This is a genomic window from Vibrio sp. 10N.286.48.B8, assembly GCF_003050085.1.
In the GTDB taxonomy this organism is placed as follows: domain Bacteria; phylum Pseudomonadota; class Gammaproteobacteria; order Enterobacterales; family Vibrionaceae; genus Vibrio; species Vibrio crassostreae.
Genome location: NZ_PIGD01000022.1, coordinates 1 through 17,018, shown reverse-complemented (window position 1 = coordinate 17,018; position 17,018 = coordinate 1). Strand labels below are relative to the sequence as shown.

Annotated in this window: 14 protein-coding genes and 1 rRNA gene; 8 read left to right on the top strand and 7 right to left on the bottom strand. The window is 45.7% G+C overall.

The annotated features are described in order from the left end of the window. Positions 1-243: 243 nt before the first annotated feature. From CWO08_RS20080 to glyQ, 3 genes are all read right to left on the bottom strand, one after another. The gene (locus tag CWO08_RS20080; RefSeq protein WP_108020974.1) at positions 244-2,331 is read right to left on the bottom strand and encodes an alpha-amylase; all 2,088 of its coding nucleotides are present in this window, start codon (positions 2,329-2,331) and stop codon (positions 244-246) included. A gap of 202 nt (positions 2,332-2,533) precedes the next feature. Next, on the bottom strand, positions 2,534-4,600 hold the full coding sequence (gene glyS, locus CWO08_RS20075; protein WP_108020973.1) for a glycine--tRNA ligase subunit beta: 2,067 nt from the start codon (positions 4,598-4,600) through the stop codon (positions 2,534-2,536). Between the two features lie 2 nt (positions 4,601-4,602). After that, positions 4,603-5,517 carry a glycine--tRNA ligase subunit alpha gene (glyQ, locus tag CWO08_RS20070; RefSeq protein ID WP_017632669.1) on the bottom strand — a complete coding sequence of 305 codons (915 nt, stop codon included), beginning with the start codon at positions 5,515-5,517 and terminating at the stop codon, positions 4,603-4,605. Between the two features lie 420 nt (positions 5,518-5,937). On the opposite strand from glyQ, the gene CWO08_RS20065 reads away from it, so the two are divergent. Both CWO08_RS20065 and CWO08_RS20060 read left to right on the top strand, forming a co-directional pair. Next, positions 5,938-6,492, top strand: a complete 555-nt coding sequence (locus CWO08_RS20065) for a TMEM165/GDT1 family protein (protein ID WP_017058817.1) — start codon at positions 5,938-5,940, stop codon at positions 6,490-6,492. 151 nt (positions 6,493-6,643) lie between these two features. Then, positions 6,644-6,898, top strand: a complete 255-nt coding sequence (locus CWO08_RS20060) for a hypothetical protein (protein WP_017058818.1) — start codon at positions 6,644-6,646, stop codon at positions 6,896-6,898. Between the two features lie 83 nt (positions 6,899-6,981). Here CWO08_RS20060 and tusA read toward each other — a convergent pair whose 3' ends face one another. Then, complete coding sequence (tusA, locus tag CWO08_RS20055; RefSeq protein ID WP_004736675.1) at positions 6,982-7,233, bottom strand: sulfurtransferase TusA; 252 nt, start codon at positions 7,231-7,233, stop codon at positions 6,982-6,984. A gap of 149 nt (positions 7,234-7,382) precedes the next feature. Between tusA and CWO08_RS20050 the strand changes: the two genes are divergently transcribed. Both CWO08_RS20050 and CWO08_RS20045 read left to right on the top strand, forming a co-directional pair. After that, positions 7,383-7,568 carry a hypothetical protein gene (locus tag CWO08_RS20050; protein WP_048657791.1) on the top strand — a complete coding sequence of 62 codons (186 nt, stop codon included), beginning with the start codon at positions 7,383-7,385 and terminating at the stop codon, positions 7,566-7,568. A 156-nt stretch (positions 7,569-7,724) separates the two neighbouring features. After that, positions 7,725-8,666 (top strand): LysR family transcriptional regulator, encoded by a 942-nt coding sequence (locus CWO08_RS20045; RefSeq protein WP_048657790.1) that lies wholly within the window; start codon positions 7,725-7,727, stop codon positions 8,664-8,666. A 135-nt stretch (positions 8,667-8,801) separates the two neighbouring features. Here the strand turns inward: CWO08_RS20045 and CWO08_RS20040 are convergent, their stop codons facing one another. The 3 genes from CWO08_RS20040 to fadB form a co-directional block, all read right to left on the bottom strand. After that, positions 8,802-9,782, bottom strand: a complete 981-nt coding sequence (locus CWO08_RS20040; RefSeq protein WP_108020972.1) for an MDR family oxidoreductase — start codon at positions 9,780-9,782, stop codon at positions 8,802-8,804. Between the two features lie 240 nt (positions 9,783-10,022). Next, positions 10,023-11,186: an acetyl-CoA C-acyltransferase FadA gene (fadA, locus tag CWO08_RS20035; protein ID WP_017058821.1), complete on the bottom strand. Its 1,164-nt coding sequence runs from the start codon at positions 11,184-11,186 to the stop codon at positions 10,023-10,025. 26 nt (positions 11,187-11,212) lie between these two features. After that, positions 11,213-13,384: a fatty acid oxidation complex subunit alpha FadB gene (gene fadB, locus CWO08_RS20030; protein ID WP_102480822.1), complete on the bottom strand. Its 2,172-nt coding sequence runs from the start codon at positions 13,382-13,384 to the stop codon at positions 11,213-11,215. Positions 13,385-13,611: 227 nt separating this feature from the next. Here fadB and CWO08_RS20025 point away from each other — a divergent pair, with 227 nt between their 5' ends. From CWO08_RS20025 to CWO08_RS20010, 4 genes are all read left to right on the top strand, one after another. Beyond that, positions 13,612-14,235, top strand: coding sequence for a YigZ family protein (locus CWO08_RS20025; RefSeq protein ID WP_102480821.1), 624 nt, complete (start codon positions 13,612-13,614; stop codon positions 14,233-14,235). A gap of 34 nt (positions 14,236-14,269) precedes the next feature. Continuing rightward, positions 14,270-15,727, top strand: coding sequence for a TrkH family potassium uptake protein (locus tag CWO08_RS20020; protein ID WP_048657784.1), 1,458 nt, complete (start codon positions 14,270-14,272; stop codon positions 15,725-15,727). Between the two features lie 10 nt (positions 15,728-15,737). Next, the gene (gene hemG / locus CWO08_RS20015) at positions 15,738-16,265 is read left to right on the top strand and encodes a menaquinone-dependent protoporphyrinogen IX dehydrogenase (protein WP_048657781.1); all 528 of its coding nucleotides are present in this window, start codon (positions 15,738-15,740) and stop codon (positions 16,263-16,265) included. A 530-nt stretch (positions 16,266-16,795) separates the two neighbouring features. Beyond that, positions 16,796-17,018: ribosomal RNA gene (locus tag CWO08_RS20010) — 16S ribosomal RNA — on the top strand; the annotation flags it as partial.

The following is a 17,018-nucleotide window of genomic DNA, read 5'->3' as shown; positions in this document are numbered from 1 at the left end:
CCTAATTCATTGTGATTGCTTGTTATGTGTCATTAAGGCAGGCCTTATGTCTGCCATCAGTGTATTCCTTGAACATACCGCAATGTTTTTGCGACGCATAGCGCCAAATGCTCTAACACGAAAAAAACTTCTATAAAGTTTGGCTAATGAGTGACAGCTTGCTTATTGAACGCGCTTTTGGTGATCAAAAAAGGGAAGCCGAAGCTTCCCTTTTAATTTATGTCGTTTGATAACCGTGCGTGTTTACTTCGAACCTGTATACACAACCAACACCTTGTCATCTTGGTATTGTCGTTCGAACGCATAGTAGCCCTTGCTGTTGCGGATGATGTGCTTACCTTGGGCAACGGCAGGGTGACGTTGGCGGAATTGGCCAAGGGTTTGCCAGTGTTCTAACAGCTGCGCTCGTTCGCCTGTGATTTGATCCCAAGGCATGTCTGAACGGGTGCCCTGCATTGGGTCGGAGCCTGTTGGGCCAAAATCTCGTGCAATCTCATCACCGTAATAGATCTGCACTGCACCGGGAGTCAGCATCAACGCGTTTGCAGCTTTGGTTTGTTTTGCAAAGTCACTGCCGTGTTGTGTCCAGAATAGCGAGGTGTCGTGAGACGAAAGGTAACTCAACACGTTGAACTCGCTGTCACTATTGATCTTGTCTGCGTAGCGGAGGTAATCAGCATCGAGATCGGATAGGCACTTAAGTGCCTTAGGTGCGATATCACTCTGGAATTCAAAGTTGATGATCGAATCAAATCCGTTAGCGAAGTAATCTGATTTGACCACGCTGTGTGCCCATACTTCGCCAGTCATCCAGAAAGGTAAGTCATCCAAGGCCTTGTCTGGGTTGTTTCGCTTCCACTCGGCAAGCGCTTGGTTAGTGCTCTCTTTAAGCTCTGCCCACGCATCTAACTCAACGTGCTTGGCGGTATCGACCCTAAAACCATCAACGCCATATTCACGTACCCAGTCAGACAACCAAGTGATGAGATGTTCACGAGGGGTTTGGAGTTCATTCGTGGCGCTGGTGGACTTGTTGCGATAGAAATTAGGCAGCCCGGTTGTCTCTGTCGATTCTGTTTTAAAGTCGGGCAGGTGTGCCAAAGACATGGTGAGGTTGTTGTAACCCGGAGAGTCATAAGCACCAATGTCGCTGCGTAACCAAGCTTTGCCCCACCACTTTTCCCACGCTTCTTTGTCGCTGTAAGATATGTAGTTGTTGAAGTAGTGCCAGTTCTGGCCAGCTTCTGGTTGCCAGTCCGTCCAGTTTTCGCCAAGCGTTTGTTTAGCTTGTTCATCGGTAAGGTTGAGTTTGCCGAAGTCGAACTCTTGCATGTCGGCAAGCGTCGCGTATCCCGTGTGGTTCATTACCACGTCCCAAACAACACGAATGCCTTTGCTGTGCGCGGTATCGATGAAGGTTTTCAGCTCGTCTTCGGTACCCATGTTGTCATCAAGCTTGGTCCAATCTTGGTGGTAGTAACCATGGTAGCCATAATGTTTGAAATCACCGCGATCACCGCCGCCAACCCAGCCGTGAATTTGCTCTAACGGAGACGTTATCCAGATAGCATTAGCACCGAGTGATTTTATGTAATCGAGTTTTTCGGTTAAGCCTGCCAAGTCACCACCGTGGAAGGTGCCGATTTCGTCTTGTCCGTCTTGGCTGCGACCATAGCTGTTGTCGTTATCAGGGTTGCCGTTGTGGAAACGGTCGGTCATGACGAAGTAGACCGTAGCGTTGTCCCAACTAAAGTCAGCCTTGGTTTCTGGTTCTACTCTCTCCAGCAGCAGAACACCTTGGCTGTTTTCTGCAGGTTGCATGGTGACGCTGCCATTAGTCACTGTGACTTGTTTGCCTGAAAGAGCGTCTCTTACCACGGTGCCATCATCAAAGGTTTGAGTAACATCTATGGTGGTTGGTTGGTCACTGGGTACTGGACAGGCAAAGCTTTGTACTTGCTTCTGCTTTGGCTTTACCTGAACCGTGAGTTCATTGGTCTGTGGGTTGAGCGTAAATTGATAGGTGTTAGCGCGAAAGACCTTAATATTAATTTCAGATTTATCGACGCAGTCGTCTAGGCGAAGGGGCTTATTGAATTTGATGCGGCTCTCTTCAGCCAGCGCAAAGTTGGTACCACAGGTATTTTGAGTATCGCCGATAGAGAAGGTATAGCTACCTTTAGCGAGTTCCTGTTCTGCAATCACGGTACCTTTACCTGTTGATTCAAATACGACAGTGTCATTATCAATCGTCAGCAATAAGCTGTCATCACTGGTTTGGCTGCATGCGCTGAGTGCGAGTATTGAAAGCGCGAGTACTGTTTTTTTCATTGTTCCCTTCCCCTGAATAAACAGGTCAGTTATAGCAAACAATGCCCTCTACAGTCTGAGTGCTGATTCATTCAGTTAATCAATAACACCTCTACAAACAAATGCTTGGTTCACAAAAACAAAAAGGGAAGCTTTCGCTTCCCTTTGGGTATTTACCTTTGGTTGCTCAGAGTATGACTGAGAGCAACTGTCTCACTCGTGCTTATTTTTGCAGTAGAGAGATGTCAGCAATCTGTAGGAACAGGTTACGTAGGTTGTTCAGTAGCGTTAGACGGTTCTTCTGAAGCGCTTCGTCATCAGCCATAACCATTACGTTATCGAAGAATGCATCAACCGGTTCACGTAGATCAGCAAGCTTACTTAGGGCTTCTTGGTAGTTGCCTGTCGCGAATGCTGGTTCTAGTGCTTCCGTCATTACTTCAACGTTTTCAGCCAGTGCTTTCTCTGCGTCTTCTTGAAGAAGCGTTAGGTCGATTTCAGCTGGTAGCTCGCCATCGAATTTCGCAAGGATGTTACCTACACGCTTGTTCGCTGCTGCTAGTGCTTCTGCTGCTTCCAGTTCACGGAAGTGAGAAACCGCTTTAACACGTTGGTCAAAGTCAGCTGGCTTAGTTGGACGACGTGCTAGTACCGCTTGGATGATATCAACGCTGAAACCAGCATCTTGGTACCATGCGCGGAAACGACCTAGCATGAAGTCGATAACGTCAGCTTCTACGTTTTCGTTAGTCAGCTTGTCGCCTAGTAGCTCTTTCGCTTTACCGATCAGATCCGTTAGGTCTAGGTTGTAGCCGTTTTCAACGATGATACGTAGTACACCTAGTGATGCACGACGTAGAGCGAATGGGTCAGAACCTTTTGGTGCTTGGCCAATACCGAAGATACCTACGATAGTGTCTAGTTTTTCTGCCATTGCAACTGCAGAAGAGATACCAGTGCTTGGTAGGTCGTCACCAGCGAAACGAGGCATGTACTGCTCGTAAAGTGCTAGTGCAACTTGCTCGTCTTCACCATCGTGAGTTGCGTAGTGCATGCCCATTACACCTTGTGTATCCGTGAATTCGAATACCATAGATGTCATTAGGTCACACTTAGCCAGTAGGCCTGCGCGCTTAGACTTCTCAACGTCAGCATCGATTTGCTCAGCGATGTAGCCAGCAAGTTCTGTGATGCGGTCTGTTTTATCTTTGATAGTACCCAGCTGCTTCTGGAAGATAGCTTGGTCTAACTCAGCAAGACGGTCGATCAGCGGACGCTTACGGTCTGTGTTGAAGAAGAATTCAGCATCAGCAAGACGTGGACGTACAACTTTCTCGTTACCTTCGATAACGTGACGAGGCTCTTTAGACTCGATGTTTGATACGAAGATAAAGTTAGGAAGTAGCTTCTTGTTTTCATCGTAAACAGGGAAGTACTTTTGGTCACCTTTCATGGTGTAAACCAAAGCTTCAGAAGGTACTTTTAGGAACTCTTCTTCAAACTTCGCTGTAAGTACTACTGGCCATTCAACCAGAGACGTTACTTCTTCAACAAGGTCATCTTCTAGGTCAGCTTTACCGCCAACCGCTGCTGCCGCTTTTTGAGAGTCAGCAAGGATGATTGCTTTACGCGCTTCGTAATCCGCCATTACTTTACCGCGCTCTTCTAGGATCGCAGGGTATTGGTCAGCAGAATCGATTGTGAACTCTTGTTCGCCCATGAAACGGTGGCCACGGATAGTACGAGCAGATGCTACGCCTAGGATTTCGCCTTCAACAAGCTCATCACCTAGTAGTACTGTCAGTGTTTTCACTGGACGGATAAATTGAATGTCTGAGTTACCCCAGCGCATTGCTTTAGGGATTGGTAGGCCAGCTAGTGCTTTCGCAGCGATGTCCATCACCAATTCTTGAACAGGTTTGCCAGTTACTTCTTGTTTGAAAAGAAGCCACTCGCCTTTGTCTGTTTTCAGACGGTCAGCTTGCTCAACAGTAATACCGTTACCACGAGCCCAACCTTGTGCTGCTTTAGTCGCGTTGCCTTCTGCATCGAATGCTACAGAAACAGCAGGACCACGTTTTTCAACGACTTTGTCCGCTTGGCCTTCAGCCAGTGCTGTTACTTTAAGTGCTAGACGACGAGGTGCTGCGTACCACTTGATGCCTTCGTGAGAAAGCTCAGCCGTTTTAAGACCTGCTTCAAAGTTAGAAGCAAAGGCTTCTGCTAGAGAACGAAGTGCTGTTGGTGGAAGCTCTTCCGTACCCAGTTCAATTAGAAAATTCTTCGCCATGATTATTTGTCCTTCTTACACATTGGGAAGCCAAGCGCTTCACGTGACGCGTAGTACGCCTCAGCAACTGATTTAGTCAGGTTGCGGATACGAAGGATGTAACGTTGACGCTCTGTTACAGAGATAGCTTTGCGCGCATCAAGGATGTTGAATGCGTGACCTGCTTTTAGAATGCGCTCGTAAGCTGGAAGCGGAAGTGGCTTCTCAAGCTCAAGTAGCTCTTTACACTCTTTCTCGCACTGATCGAAGAAAGTGAATAAGAAATCTACGTCTGCGTGCTCGAAGTTGTAGGTTGATTGCTCAACTTCGTTTTGGTGGAAGATGTCACCGTAAGTCACGTTAGAACCGTCTGGTGCTACGTTCCATACTAGGTCGTAAACAGAATCTACTTCCTGGATGTACATTGCTAGACGCTCGATACCGTAAGTGATCTCACCTGTTACAGGTTTACACTCAAGGCCGCCAACCTGTTGGAAGTAAGTAAACTGTGTTACTTCCATGCCGTTTAGCCATACTTCCCAACCAAGGCCCCATGCGCCTAGTGTTGGGTTTTCCCAGTTATCTTCAACGAAGCGAATGTCGTGAACAAGTGGGTCAACACCAAGAACCTCTAGGGAGCCTAGGTACAACTCTTGGATATTGTCTGGCGATGGTTTTAGCGCTACTTGGAATTGGTAGTAGTGCTGCAGACGGTTAGGGTTTTCACCGTAACGGCCATCGGTCGGACGACGAGAAGGTTGAACGTAAGCTGTAGACATTGGCTCTGGGCCAAGTGCTCGTAGACATGTCATTGGGTGAGAGGTGCCTGCACCTACTTCCATATCTAGAGGTTGAACAATGGTACAACCGTTTTGAGCCCAGTAATCCTGCAGCGCGAGGATCATTCCCTGGAAGGTTTTGATATCGTATTTTTGCATAGTCAGGTTCGCGCGATTCTTTTAAATGAATGATAAAAATAACCTCTGAGTATACCGAGATATTGGTAAAGCGAGTAGGGGTAATCTTGTTTAATTAGTGGTCTAAAATGTCGTTTAGTGGATTTTTTTGCCTTTAATGTTTGTTTTTCGGCACAAGTGGATATTTTGATAAGTTTGACACTTGTGTTTGAAAGCGTGGGTGATTAAAATCTCGCGGTCTTTGGGGAGTAGCTTACTTATTCATATCCTATTGAATGAGTTCGTCCGTCAACATAATTGATGCAAAATCATCATGGCGTTCGAGGCAACCACCACCTTGGTGGCGCTTAGCAAGACCTTAGACAAGCATCGTGAACCGGGATGGGGCGCGAGGTTTGTCTTTGGTTAAATATAATAATCTCCATCCCAAATGAGCATGTCGTGAGCGTTTTAGCAATTTCAATTACAACTGTCGCCTTAGCCGAGATCGGTGATAAGACTCAGTTGTTATCTCTTTTATTAGCCAGTCGATATCGCAAGCCGATACCTATCATCGCGGCTATCTTCTTTGCCACCATTGCCAATCATGCCCTTGCAGCATGGCTCGGGGTTGTGGTCGCAGATTACTTATCTCCTGAAGTCTTAAAGTGGGTGTTGGTGGTCAGTTTCATTGCGATGGCGGGGTGGATTCTGATTCCGGATAAGTTAGATGACGATGAACAGATCTCAAACCGAGGCCCGTTTGTCGCCAGTTTTATCGCTTTCTTTATTGCTGAGATCGGTGATAAAACCCAGATTGCGACCTCTATCCTAGGGGCTCAATATGCGGATGCATTAGCGTGGGTGATTCTGGGTACTACCATTGGTATGTTATTGGCGAATGTGCCTGTGGTGATCATCGGTAAATTGTCGGCAGACAAGATGCCGCTTGACCTGATTCGCAAGATCACGGCCTTGTTGTTCGTTGGTTTGGCTATTGCTGCGGCTTTCTATTAATAGGTGGTATTGAGGCTAATTATACTCAATTAGTAGAGTAATGTGTTGTAGGTCATACTCTTACAGTATTGTGGGGTTTATCGAGCGAACGGACATATAACTGTCATACTTGTCATGATATTTTAATCTTGTGAGTTAAGAACACGAGGGCATGATTATGTTGACGCGTTATATGGGTATTACTCCACAAAGCCAAAGTTATCTATTTACCTTTGGTCTTGCACTTACACTATTAGGCATGGTGTTGACGGACATGTGGCTACCAATGGTCGCGGGTGCCATCATCATGACTGCGCTTGCGGTAGAGGCTTGGATTCGGGTTGCGCATATTATTCCGATGCGCAAAGATATCCGAGAAATTCAGCATCAGCTGGAGCATCTGCAAAACAAGTCTAGAAGCGAATAAACAAAAAGCCGCTGGTACACTGAGTTCTATTTAAGAACATAAGGTACCAGCGGCTTTTTTGATACTTGATAGTCGGTGGGGCGCTACGCCTCCAATCCCTTTCTGATCAAATACTGGTAAGGCAACGTTTCTGTTGCTTGGCCTACCAACTGGTGATCCATGAATCGACAAAAGCTCGGAATATCTCGAGTTGTCGAAGGATCGTCAGCCTTTACCAGTAACACATCGCCATCCTGCATGTTTCTAATTGTCTTCCTGACCATCATTACTGGTTCTGGGCAACGCAGGCCTTCAGCTTCTAAAGTATGGGTTGCCAGTTCAGGTTTGAATGTCATGGTTTGTATCTCTATATCTATCTAACGAGTGAATAATACGTCTGCAGAAAAAATATGCAATAAGTGCTTGGCAAACAGAATCATTTCCTATAACTTAGTTAACAAGTTGATAACAACTTGAAACAAAGGCAACTAGCTAAGGAGTGGCGATGTTGACAGGATTAGATAGATTAACAATTTATTCGGTTCTCTGTTTTATTTCTTTTTGTGCGTTAGTACTACGTTCATCGACAGAGACCTCACTGATGCCTATTTTTGGCATAGTAGCAACGATTATTGGTATTTGGGTGGAGATGCGCCGTTGGCAAGGTATAGCCGAAGAGCGAGAGCACTAACCCGAATACAACAAGCAAATTCCGATACGACAACATTCCGACACTATCCCCAGATTTTCTTGGGCTTCCCCGCGTAATTGCGGGATTTTTTTTATCTAAAGCATGCTATAAACAACTTAGTGATCAATGACAATCGTATACAGCTAGGTAAGTGGTGTGGAATTAGAAGACATCTATCGTAGAGACCTGAATTTATTGGTCGCTTTAAAGGTATTGATTGAAGAGGGTAGTGTTAGCCAGGCCGCGATTCGTCTTAACTTAAGTCAGTCGGCAACCAGCCGAGTATTAGGGCGCTTAAGAGAGTTACTCAACGATCCCTTGTTTACGCGACAAGGTCAGCACCTTATCCCCACCAAAAAAGCACTTGAGATCAGCCAACGCATTGATCAGCCTTTAGAATCATTCCGCCAATTACTTAGCCCGAGTGATTTTGACCCCTACTACTGCAGTGAGCGCTTCCTGATTGCGACCACTGACTACGCGATGCAAACCATCCTACCTTATGCACTACCGAAGATTTATGAGCAAGCGCCGAACATCTCTTTGGAGTTTGCACCGCTGCAGCATGAACATTTGTTTAAGCAACTCAGCACCGAACGCGTTGATATGGCGATCTGTCGTCCGAGTGGCAGCATTGCACCACTTCATCAAGAGGTCTTGGGGCCGGTTGGTGTGTCGTGTCTGTTATCTAAAAACCATCCATTGGCGGACCAGCCTTTAAGCCTTGAAGACTATGTATCACTCCCGCATGCGATGATTGCGATCAGTGATGGTGTTAAGGCTTTATTAGACAACGCGTTAGCTAATCAACAGCCTCGAAAAATGGTGTTGCGTGCTTATCACCTTGAAGCCGCATTGGCGATTGTTGATAGAATGCCGTTGGTGATCACTGTACCTGCTGATTTGGCTTATTTGGTCGCTGAGCGTTATGACTTAGTCGTCAAGCCGCTGCCATTCGAGTTTATGCCGTTTGATTACTCACTGATCTGGCACTCGCGTTGCGACTCTTCTGCTTCACAACAATGGTTGAGAAGAGTGGTCAAAGAGGAATGTGGTGAGTTGATTCAAAAGCGAATTGCCGATGTCGGCTTGGGTTAGCTAAGACTTGGTTTAGATTCACTCGACCCAAATGACAAAAACGCAAAAGGGCTGATATAAATCAGCCCTTTGTTGTTTTGGGTTATCCAAGCCTAACGCTGGCGCTTAAGGTTTGATAACTTTGTGATTGAGAATCTATAGTTTAATGACTATGCGACCAGTGATTTGACCGTTAGTGATGTCTTCTGCGGCTTGAATTGCACCGTCTAAAGGCACTTCTTTGGTTGCTTGAGCGTAGAAAGATTCTGGTAGTAGCTCAGCCAGTTGCTCCCACGCTTTAATACGTTTTTCACGAGGGCACATTACTGAATCCACACCTTGTAGGCGAACGTTACGCAGAATGAATGGCATTACCGTTGTTGGTAAGTCAAAACCGCCTGCTAGACCACACATCGCAACTGCACCGTTGTAATTAATTTGCGCCAATACCTTCGCAAGCACTTTGCTGCCTACGGTATCGATAGCGCCAGCCCACAGTTGTTTCTCTAGTGGTTTCGCTGGTTCTTCTAGTTCAGCACGCTCTACAATACGTGTCGCGCCTAATGATTTAAGTAGTTCACCGTTTACAGAAGCACGGCCAGTAACTGCTGCGACTTTGTAACCCAGTTGGTTTAGTAGAGTGATAGATACACTGCCTACACCGCCACTTGCGCCTGTTACTAGGATTTCACCGTCTTCAGGTTTGATGCCTGCATCTACGATAGCTTGCACACAAAGCATCGCAGTGAAACCAGCTGTGCCAATCGCCATTACTTTCTTAGCGTCAAGACCTGCAGGCATTGGTACTAACCAATCACCGTTTAGGCTTGCTTTCTCAGCCATGCCGCCCCAGTGACCTTCACCAACACCCCAACCCGTTAGAACAACTTCGTCGCCCGCTTTGTAGCGTGGGTCATCAGATTGTGAAACCACACCAGAAAGGTCGATACCCGGAACCATAGGGAAGTTGCGAACAATGCGCCCTTTACCTGTAATCGCCAAACCATCTTTGTAGTTCAAAGAAGAGTAGCTAACATCAATCTTCACGTTACCTTCTGGTAATTGAGACTCTTCAATTTGAGAAACTGACGCGATAGTTTTTTTGTCTTCTTGGTTTAGTACAAGTGCTTTAAACATGATCTGCTCCGTGGAGGAATATTAGGAAACTGAAGTAACTTTAGTTGAATCATCCGAGAAAAAATAATGAAACATCAACATTGAATCTATGCGTTTTGCGCATAGATGTAAGTAGTGATTTTCTTTCGCTAAGTTCGCTGAACGAATCTATGTATTATTGGATGTCGAGTAATAAAAAGTGCAGCTATATAAATATAGCTGCACAAAAGATTACCCTTCAAGTATTACCGTCAGTGATCGCTATGGGCGTTCAAATACCGTTGCAATACCTTGGCCTAAACCAATACACATGGTCGCTAAGCCGTATTTCACATCTTGTGCTTCCATCAGGTTGATTAGGGTCGTCGAGATACGAGAACCAGAACAGCCTAGTGGGTGACCAAGAGCAATCGCACCGCCGTTAAGGTTTACTTTCTCATCAACCACATCCAGTAGACCTAGGTCTTTCGCACATGGAAGAGATTGAGCGGCAAACGCTTCGTTTAGCTCAATTACACCCATATCTTCAATGGTTAGGCCCGCACGTTTTAGTGCTTTTTGGGTTGCTGGTACTGGGCCGTAACCCATGATTGAAGGATCGCAGCCTGCGATAGCCATCGACTTCACGCGAGCACGAATCTTAAGGCCAAGTGCGTTGGCTTTCTCTTCGCTCATGATAAGCATTGCAGAAGCACCATCAGACAGTGCTGATGAAGTACCTGCTGTTACTGTACCGTTTGCTGGGTCAAATACCGGGCGAAGCTGAGATAAGCCTTCAACCGTAGTTTCTGGGCGAATGACTTCATCGTAATCCAGAGTGAACAGTGAACCGTCTGCTGCGTGAGCTTCGGTTGGCAGGATTTCATTTTTGAAACGACCTTCAACTGTTGCTGCTTGAGCGCGAGCATGTGAGCGTGCTGCGAATGCATCTTGGTCTTCACGGCTAATACCGTGCATTTTACCTAGCATCTCAGCGGTTAGGCCCATCATACCGGCAGCTTTCGCTACGTGTTTCGACATGCCAGGGTGAAAATCAACACCGTGGTTCATTGGTACGTGGCCCATGTGCTCCACACCACCGATCAGGCAGATTTCAGCATCACCAACCATGATAGAGCGAGTTGCATCATGCAGAGCTTGCATAGATGAACCACATAAACGGTTGACCGTCACCGCACCAATCTCAATCGGTAGACCAGCAAGCAAGGCAGCGTTACGTGCAACGTTGAAGCCTTGCTCTAGCGTTTGTTGTACACAACCCCAGTAAATATCTTCAATTTCGACAGGGTTTACTTCTGGGTTGCGCTCTAAAATGCCTTTCATCAAATGTGCCGACAGATCTTCAGCACGAGTGTGACGGAAAGCTCCACCTTTGGAACGTCCCATTGGGGTACGAAGGCAATCAACAACAACTACATTTTTCATTTTGCTATTCCTTTTCCAAATGTGGGTTACAGAGAACTGGCTTGTTGGCTGTCGTAAAAGCTTTCGCCCTTCGCTGCCATATCAAGCAATAGCTGAGGAACTTGGTACATTGCACCTAAGTCTTGGTAGCCTTTCGCCATTTCAACGAAGTTACCAATGCCCACACTGTCTAAGTAGCGGAATACGCCGCCTCTGAATGGAGGGAAGCCTAAACCGTAAACCAGTGCCATATCCGCTTCTTGCGGTGTCGCGATAATGCCTTCTTCTAGACAAAGCACCACTTCGTTGATCATTGGAATCATCACGCGCTGGATAATTGTTTGGTCATCAAAGTCTTGCGGCTGTTGGCATACGTCAGCCAAGATAGGAAGAATGTCTTCAGAGAAGGTCTTCTTAGGACGACCGCGTTTGTCTACGCTGTATGTGTAGAAACCGCTGCCGTTCTTCTGACCGTATTTTTCAGCAACGTAAAGTGCGTCGATCGCATCACGACCTTCTTTACCCATACGCTCAGGGAAACCTTGTGCCATTACAGCTTGTGCGTGGTGTGCTGTGTCTAGACCCACAACGTCTAGCAAGTAAGCTGGGCCCATTGGCCAACCGAACTTACGCTCCATCACTTTATCGATCTTAGTGAAATCAGCACCGTCACGTAGCAACATGCTGAAACCGCCAAAGTAAGGGAAAAGTACACGGTTTACGAAGAAGCCTGGGCAGTCGTTAACAACTATAGGGGATTTGCCCATCTTCGCTGCGTAAGCGACTACGCGATTAATGGTTTCTTCTGAAGTATGCTCGCCACGGATGATCTCAACCAAAGGCATGCGATGCACTGGGTTAAAGAAGTGCATGCCACAGAAGTTTTCTGGGCGCTTCAAAGATTTCGCTAACAGGTTGATCGGAATCGTTGAGGTGTTTGATGTAAGAACGGTGTCTTCACCCACGAGACCTTCAACTTCACTCAGCACTGCTGCTTTTACTTTAGGATTTTCTACAACCGCTTCCACAATCACATCTGATTGTTCAACACCTGCATAATGCAGACTTGGAGTAATAGAAGACAGAATGTCTGCCATCTTGAATCCATCTAGGCGACCGCGTGATAAGCGTTTATTCAACAGCTTAGAAGCTTCGTTCATACCAAGGTCAAGAGACGCCTGTGCGATGTCTTTCATCATCACTGGCACGCCTTTTAACGCTGATTGGTAAGCAATACCGCCGCCCATGATGCCTGCGCCAAGTACCGCAGCACGTTCAGTTGCTTTGTTTGCTGACTTACCCGCTTGCTTCGCTAGGCCTTTGATGTATTGGTCATTTAGGAATAAGCCGACTAGTGCTTTAGCTTCTTCTGATTTCGCTAGCTTGACGAAGTGCTTACGTTCGATATCGAGTGCAGCATCACGATCGCTTCGTGCCGCTTCTTCAATTGCAATCACAGAAGTGATTGGCGCTGGATAATGAGGTCCGGCTTTTTGAGCGACTAAGCCCTTAGCCATGGTAAAGCTCATCATCGCTTCTAGTTTGCTAAGCGACAATGCTGATGTTTTCTGTTTACGGCGTAACTGCCAGTCTAGTTTTTCATTGGCAGCCAGAGATACGGTGTTGATTGCCGACTCTAACAGCTGGTCTGTTTCTACAATCGCATCTAACAAGCCAACTTTTAGTGCTTCATCAGCACGGCATGCTTTGCCTTGAGTGATAATTTCCATTGCGCTGTCAGCACCGATAACACGAGGCAGGCGTACACAACCACCAAAGCCAGGCATAATGCCAAGTTTGGTTTCAGGTAGACCTATGCTGGTGGTCTTGTCACCGATACGGAAGTCGGTAGCGAGTACACATTCACAGCCGCCGCCAAGGGCATGGCCACGCATCATTGAAAGAGTTGGGACAGGAAGGTCTTCTAGCTTGCTGAAGATTGAATTAGCGAATCTTAACCATTCATCAAGTTCTGCTTCTGGCTTAGCAAATAAGCCAAGGAATTCTGTGATGTCTGCGCCTACAATGAACGCGTCTTTGTTTGAAGTTAAGATTAAACCACGTAATCCTGCGTGAGCATTAAGAGCATCTAACGCTTTGTCTAGTGATTCTAAAGTAGCAAGGTCGAGTTTGTTTACAGAGGCTGGAGCACAGAAGCTTAATTCCGCAATACCATCTTGTAATTCCTTTACCTGTAGGGTGTTAGCTTGGTAAATCATTGTCTATCTCCATGACATACAATCCACGATTGTTTGAGAGAATCTTGTTATCTTTCTATTATTGTAGAATACCTGGTAAGACCAGTTATCTTAGTCTGTACCTCTGCTAGATTAATTTCAATACATTTTTTAAACAATTGTTTAACATTGTGCGATGGCACAGATCCTCTAACCCTTATTATTCACGCGTGATACACTTCTCCGCTCTTATTTACTAAGTTAACGATATGAATGAACAGCCCTATTTAATACCGTCAGCGTCAGCTCTGTTTGAAGAAGAGATAAAAAAGAGCGTCTTTATTACGCATCTTGCTCATACTCCAAGTGTAGAAACTGCTAAACAGTTCGTAGAGCAGGTAAAAAAAGAGCATTCTTCAGCACGACATAACTGTTGGGGTTTTGTGGCTGGGCGACCTGAAGATTCAATGCGATGGGGCTTTAGTGACGATGGTGAACCCTCTGGGACTGCTGGTAAGCCCATATTGGCACAACTGTCTGGGTCTGGTGTTGGAGAGTTAACGGCTGTCGTCACTCGTTATTCTGGTGGAATCAAGCTTGGTACCGGTGGTTTAGTCAAGGCTTACGGTGGTGGAGTGCAACAAGCTCTCAAGCTGCTTCAAACTATCGAGAAAAAAATAACCACAAAATTACGGCTAGAGTTAGACTATGGCTTTGTGCCAATAGCACAATCCATCATGGCTCAGCATCAGGCTGTTGAAGTCCAAGCGGATTATGGTGTTCAAGTTGAGCTTATTATTGAAATAGAGCTCCTGCAGGTAGATTCGTTTACCCAAACCATGATCAATAAAAGCGGTGCTAAGGCACTGGTAACGAAAGTCAAAGACAACTAGGAAGTGTGAAGCATTTCGCTTCGTTCAATAGCTCATGCAATTTCGCTCAATTATTCGAATCGTCGGATTATTATTAGCACTTTTTAGTGTATCAATGCTTGCTCCTGCGCTCGTCGCACTGATCTATCGAGACGGTGCGGGTGTGCCATTTGTGACGACTTTCTTCGTTCTCTTATTCTGTGGAGCAACTTGCTGGTTTCCCAACCGACGTTATAAGCATGAATTGAAAGCGCGTGATGGCTTTTTGATTGTTGTTTTGTTCTGGACGGTAATCGGCAGTGCGGGTGCTTTACCGTTTTTGATCGCTGATAACCCGAGCGTTTCGGTAACAGACGCTTTCTTCGAATCTTTCTCTGCATTAACCACTACAGGTGCGACGGTGATCGTTGGCCTTGATGATTTACCTAAAGCGATCTTGTTTTATCGCCAGTTTCTGCAGTGGTTTGGTGGTATGGGTATCATCGTATTGGCAGTAGCCATTCTTCCTGTACTGGGCATCGGTGGCATGCAGCTGTACCGTGCTGAAATTCCAGGTCCAGTAAAAGACAGTAAGATGACTCCGCGTATTGCTGAAACGGCAAAAGCACTGTGGTACATCTATTTGAGTCTAACGATTGCTTGTGCAGTGGCGTTCTGGCTAGCAGGGATGAGTTTCTTTGATGCGATCAGCCATAGCTTCTCTACTATTGCGATTGGTGGTTTCTCGACTCACGATGCGAGTATGGGTTATTTCAATAGCCCGGCGATCAACATGATTACCGTCGTGTTCCTGCTTATATCAGCATGTAACTTCTCTCTTCACTTTGCCGCTTTTGCTTCAGGTGGTGTGCACCCTAAATACTATTGGAAAGATCCTGAGTTCCGCGCCTTTATCTTTATTCAAGCGCTACTGTTTTTAGTATGCTTCTTATTGCTGCTTAACCATCACTCTTATGACTCGTATTACGATGCCTTTGACCAAGCATTGTTCCAAACTGTATCTATATCTACGACAGCAGGCTTCACTACTACTGGTTTCTCCGAGTGGCCGCTATTTTTACCTGTTCTGCTTTTGTTCTCTTCTTTTATAGGGGGATGTGCAGGTTCAACCGGTGGCGGTATGAAAGTCATCCGAATATTACTCCTTACGCTGCAAGGTGCTCGTGAAATGAAGCGTCTTGTTCACCCGCGCGCTGTCTATACCATTAAGGTTGGCGGTTCTGCATTACCACAACGTGTCGTGGATGCGGTTTGGGGATTCTTTTCTGCATACGCATTGGTGTTTGTGGTTTGTATGTTGGCGCTTATTGCAACCGGTATGGATGAGCTGAGCGCCTTCTCTGCCGTAGCCGCAACATTGAATAACCTTGGCCCGGGCTTAGGTGAAGTGGCAATGCACTTCGGCGATGTGAATGACAAGGCTAAGTGGGTGTTGATCGTATCTATGCTGTTTGGTCGTTTAGAGATATTCACCTTATTAATTTTATTGACCCCTACGTTTTGGCGTAGCTAAGGACAACATTGTGGCAAAAGCTCTATTTTTGTATTCAAGCCGTGAAGGGCAGACCAAGAAAATCTTGAACTATATAAAAGAAGAAATGAATGAGTTCGAATGTGAGCTTCAAGATCTGCACACTATTACTAGTGTCGATTTTGCTCAATACGACAGAGTATTGATTGGCGCATCTATTCGCTATGGCCACCTTAATAAGAAGCTATATCAGTTCATTGATGCCAACCTTACTCAGTTACAATCAAACAAGGTCGCTTTCTTCTGCGTTAACTTAACGGCTCGTAAAGAAGACCAAGGTAAAGATACCCCTGAAGGTAGCGCTTATATTAAGAAGTTTCTTCTTAAGTCACCGTGGCAGCCAACTTTGATCGGTGTATTCGCGGGTGCCCTCTATTACCCACGTTATAACTGGTTCGATAGAACAATGATTCGCTTCATTATGAATATGACAGGCGGAGAAACGGATACAACCAAGGAAGTTGAGTACACAAACTGGGAAAAAGTCTCTTTATTCTCTAAGAAACTGCAAGAGATGTAAGAGAAAAGCCTACTTTTGAGGCGTTTTGAGTTCTTTTTAATCGAACGAATAAAAAAACGAGAAAAACTTCAAAAAGGGCTTGCCAGTGTGATCGAAATCTCTATAATGCCACCTCGCTGACACGGGATGGCTTCAACAGAAACCAAAACGAATCAGTAGGTCAAATTAGCCAAGCTAAGCGCTTGAAAAAAGTTTTGAAAATAGTGGTTGACACTAAAACTTAAATCGCTAAAATGGCCGTCCGATTTGAGCGAAGCTCAAAAAGGAAAAGCTCTTTAACAATTTAAACCTATCAATCTGTGTGGGCACTCGTTGATGAATATCAAAACGTTATTACTTAGGTAGTAACAGTTACTTCGGTAACAAAATTGATTTCAATGAACTGAGTGACCAATACGTTTAACTACTTGTAGTTATTCGGCACAGTCAATTCATTATCATTCTGTTGGAATGGTAATAGCTTTAGAATTACATGTTTACTTCGGTAAATATTAGTTTTGAAGTCAGTATTCGTTGAGTCACAAAATCTTAAATTGAAGAGTTTGATCATGGCTCAGATTGAACGCTGGCGGCAGGCCTAACACATGCAAGTCGAGCGGAAACGACACTAACAATCCTTCGGGTGCGTTAATGGGCGTCGAGCGGCGGACGGGTGAGTAATGCCTAGGAAATTGCCTTGATGTGGGGGATAACCATTGGAAACGATGGCTAATACCGCATAATGCCTACGGGCCAAAGAGGGGGACCTTCGGG

Excerpts from the sequence above, each read along its gene's own strand:
- CWO08_RS20060 (WP_017058818.1), top strand. The coding sequence starts at position 6,644 with ATGATTATGTTGACGCGTTATATGGGTATTACTCCACAAAGCCAAAGT.
- fadB (WP_102480822.1), bottom strand. The coding sequence starts at position 13,384 with ATGATTTACCAAGCTAACACCCTACAGGTAAAGGAATTACAAGATGGT.
- glyQ (WP_017632669.1), bottom strand. The coding sequence starts at position 5,517 with ATGCAAAAATACGATATCAAAACCTTCCAGGGAATGATCCTCGCGCTG.
- CWO08_RS20040 (WP_108020972.1), bottom strand. The coding sequence starts at position 9,782 with ATGTTTAAAGCACTTGTACTAAACCAAGAAGACAAAAAAACTATCGCG.
- CWO08_RS20050 (WP_048657791.1), top strand. The coding sequence starts at position 7,383 with ATGTTGACAGGATTAGATAGATTAACAATTTATTCGGTTCTCTGTTTT.
- CWO08_RS20020 (WP_048657784.1), top strand. The coding sequence starts at position 14,270 with ATGCAATTTCGCTCAATTATTCGAATCGTCGGATTATTATTAGCACTT.
- CWO08_RS20080 (WP_108020974.1), bottom strand. The coding sequence starts at position 2,331 with ATGAAAAAAACAGTACTCGCGCTTTCAATACTCGCACTCAGCGCATGC.
- tusA (WP_004736675.1), bottom strand. The coding sequence starts at position 7,233 with ATGACATTCAAACCTGAACTGGCAACCCATACTTTAGAAGCTGAAGGC.
- CWO08_RS20025 (WP_102480821.1), top strand. The coding sequence starts at position 13,612 with ATGAATGAACAGCCCTATTTAATACCGTCAGCGTCAGCTCTGTTTGAA.
- fadA (WP_017058821.1), bottom strand. The coding sequence starts at position 11,186 with ATGAAAAATGTAGTTGTTGTTGATTGCCTTCGTACCCCAATGGGACGT.
- glyS (WP_108020973.1), bottom strand. The coding sequence starts at position 4,600 with ATGGCGAAGAATTTTCTAATTGAACTGGGTACGGAAGAGCTTCCACCA.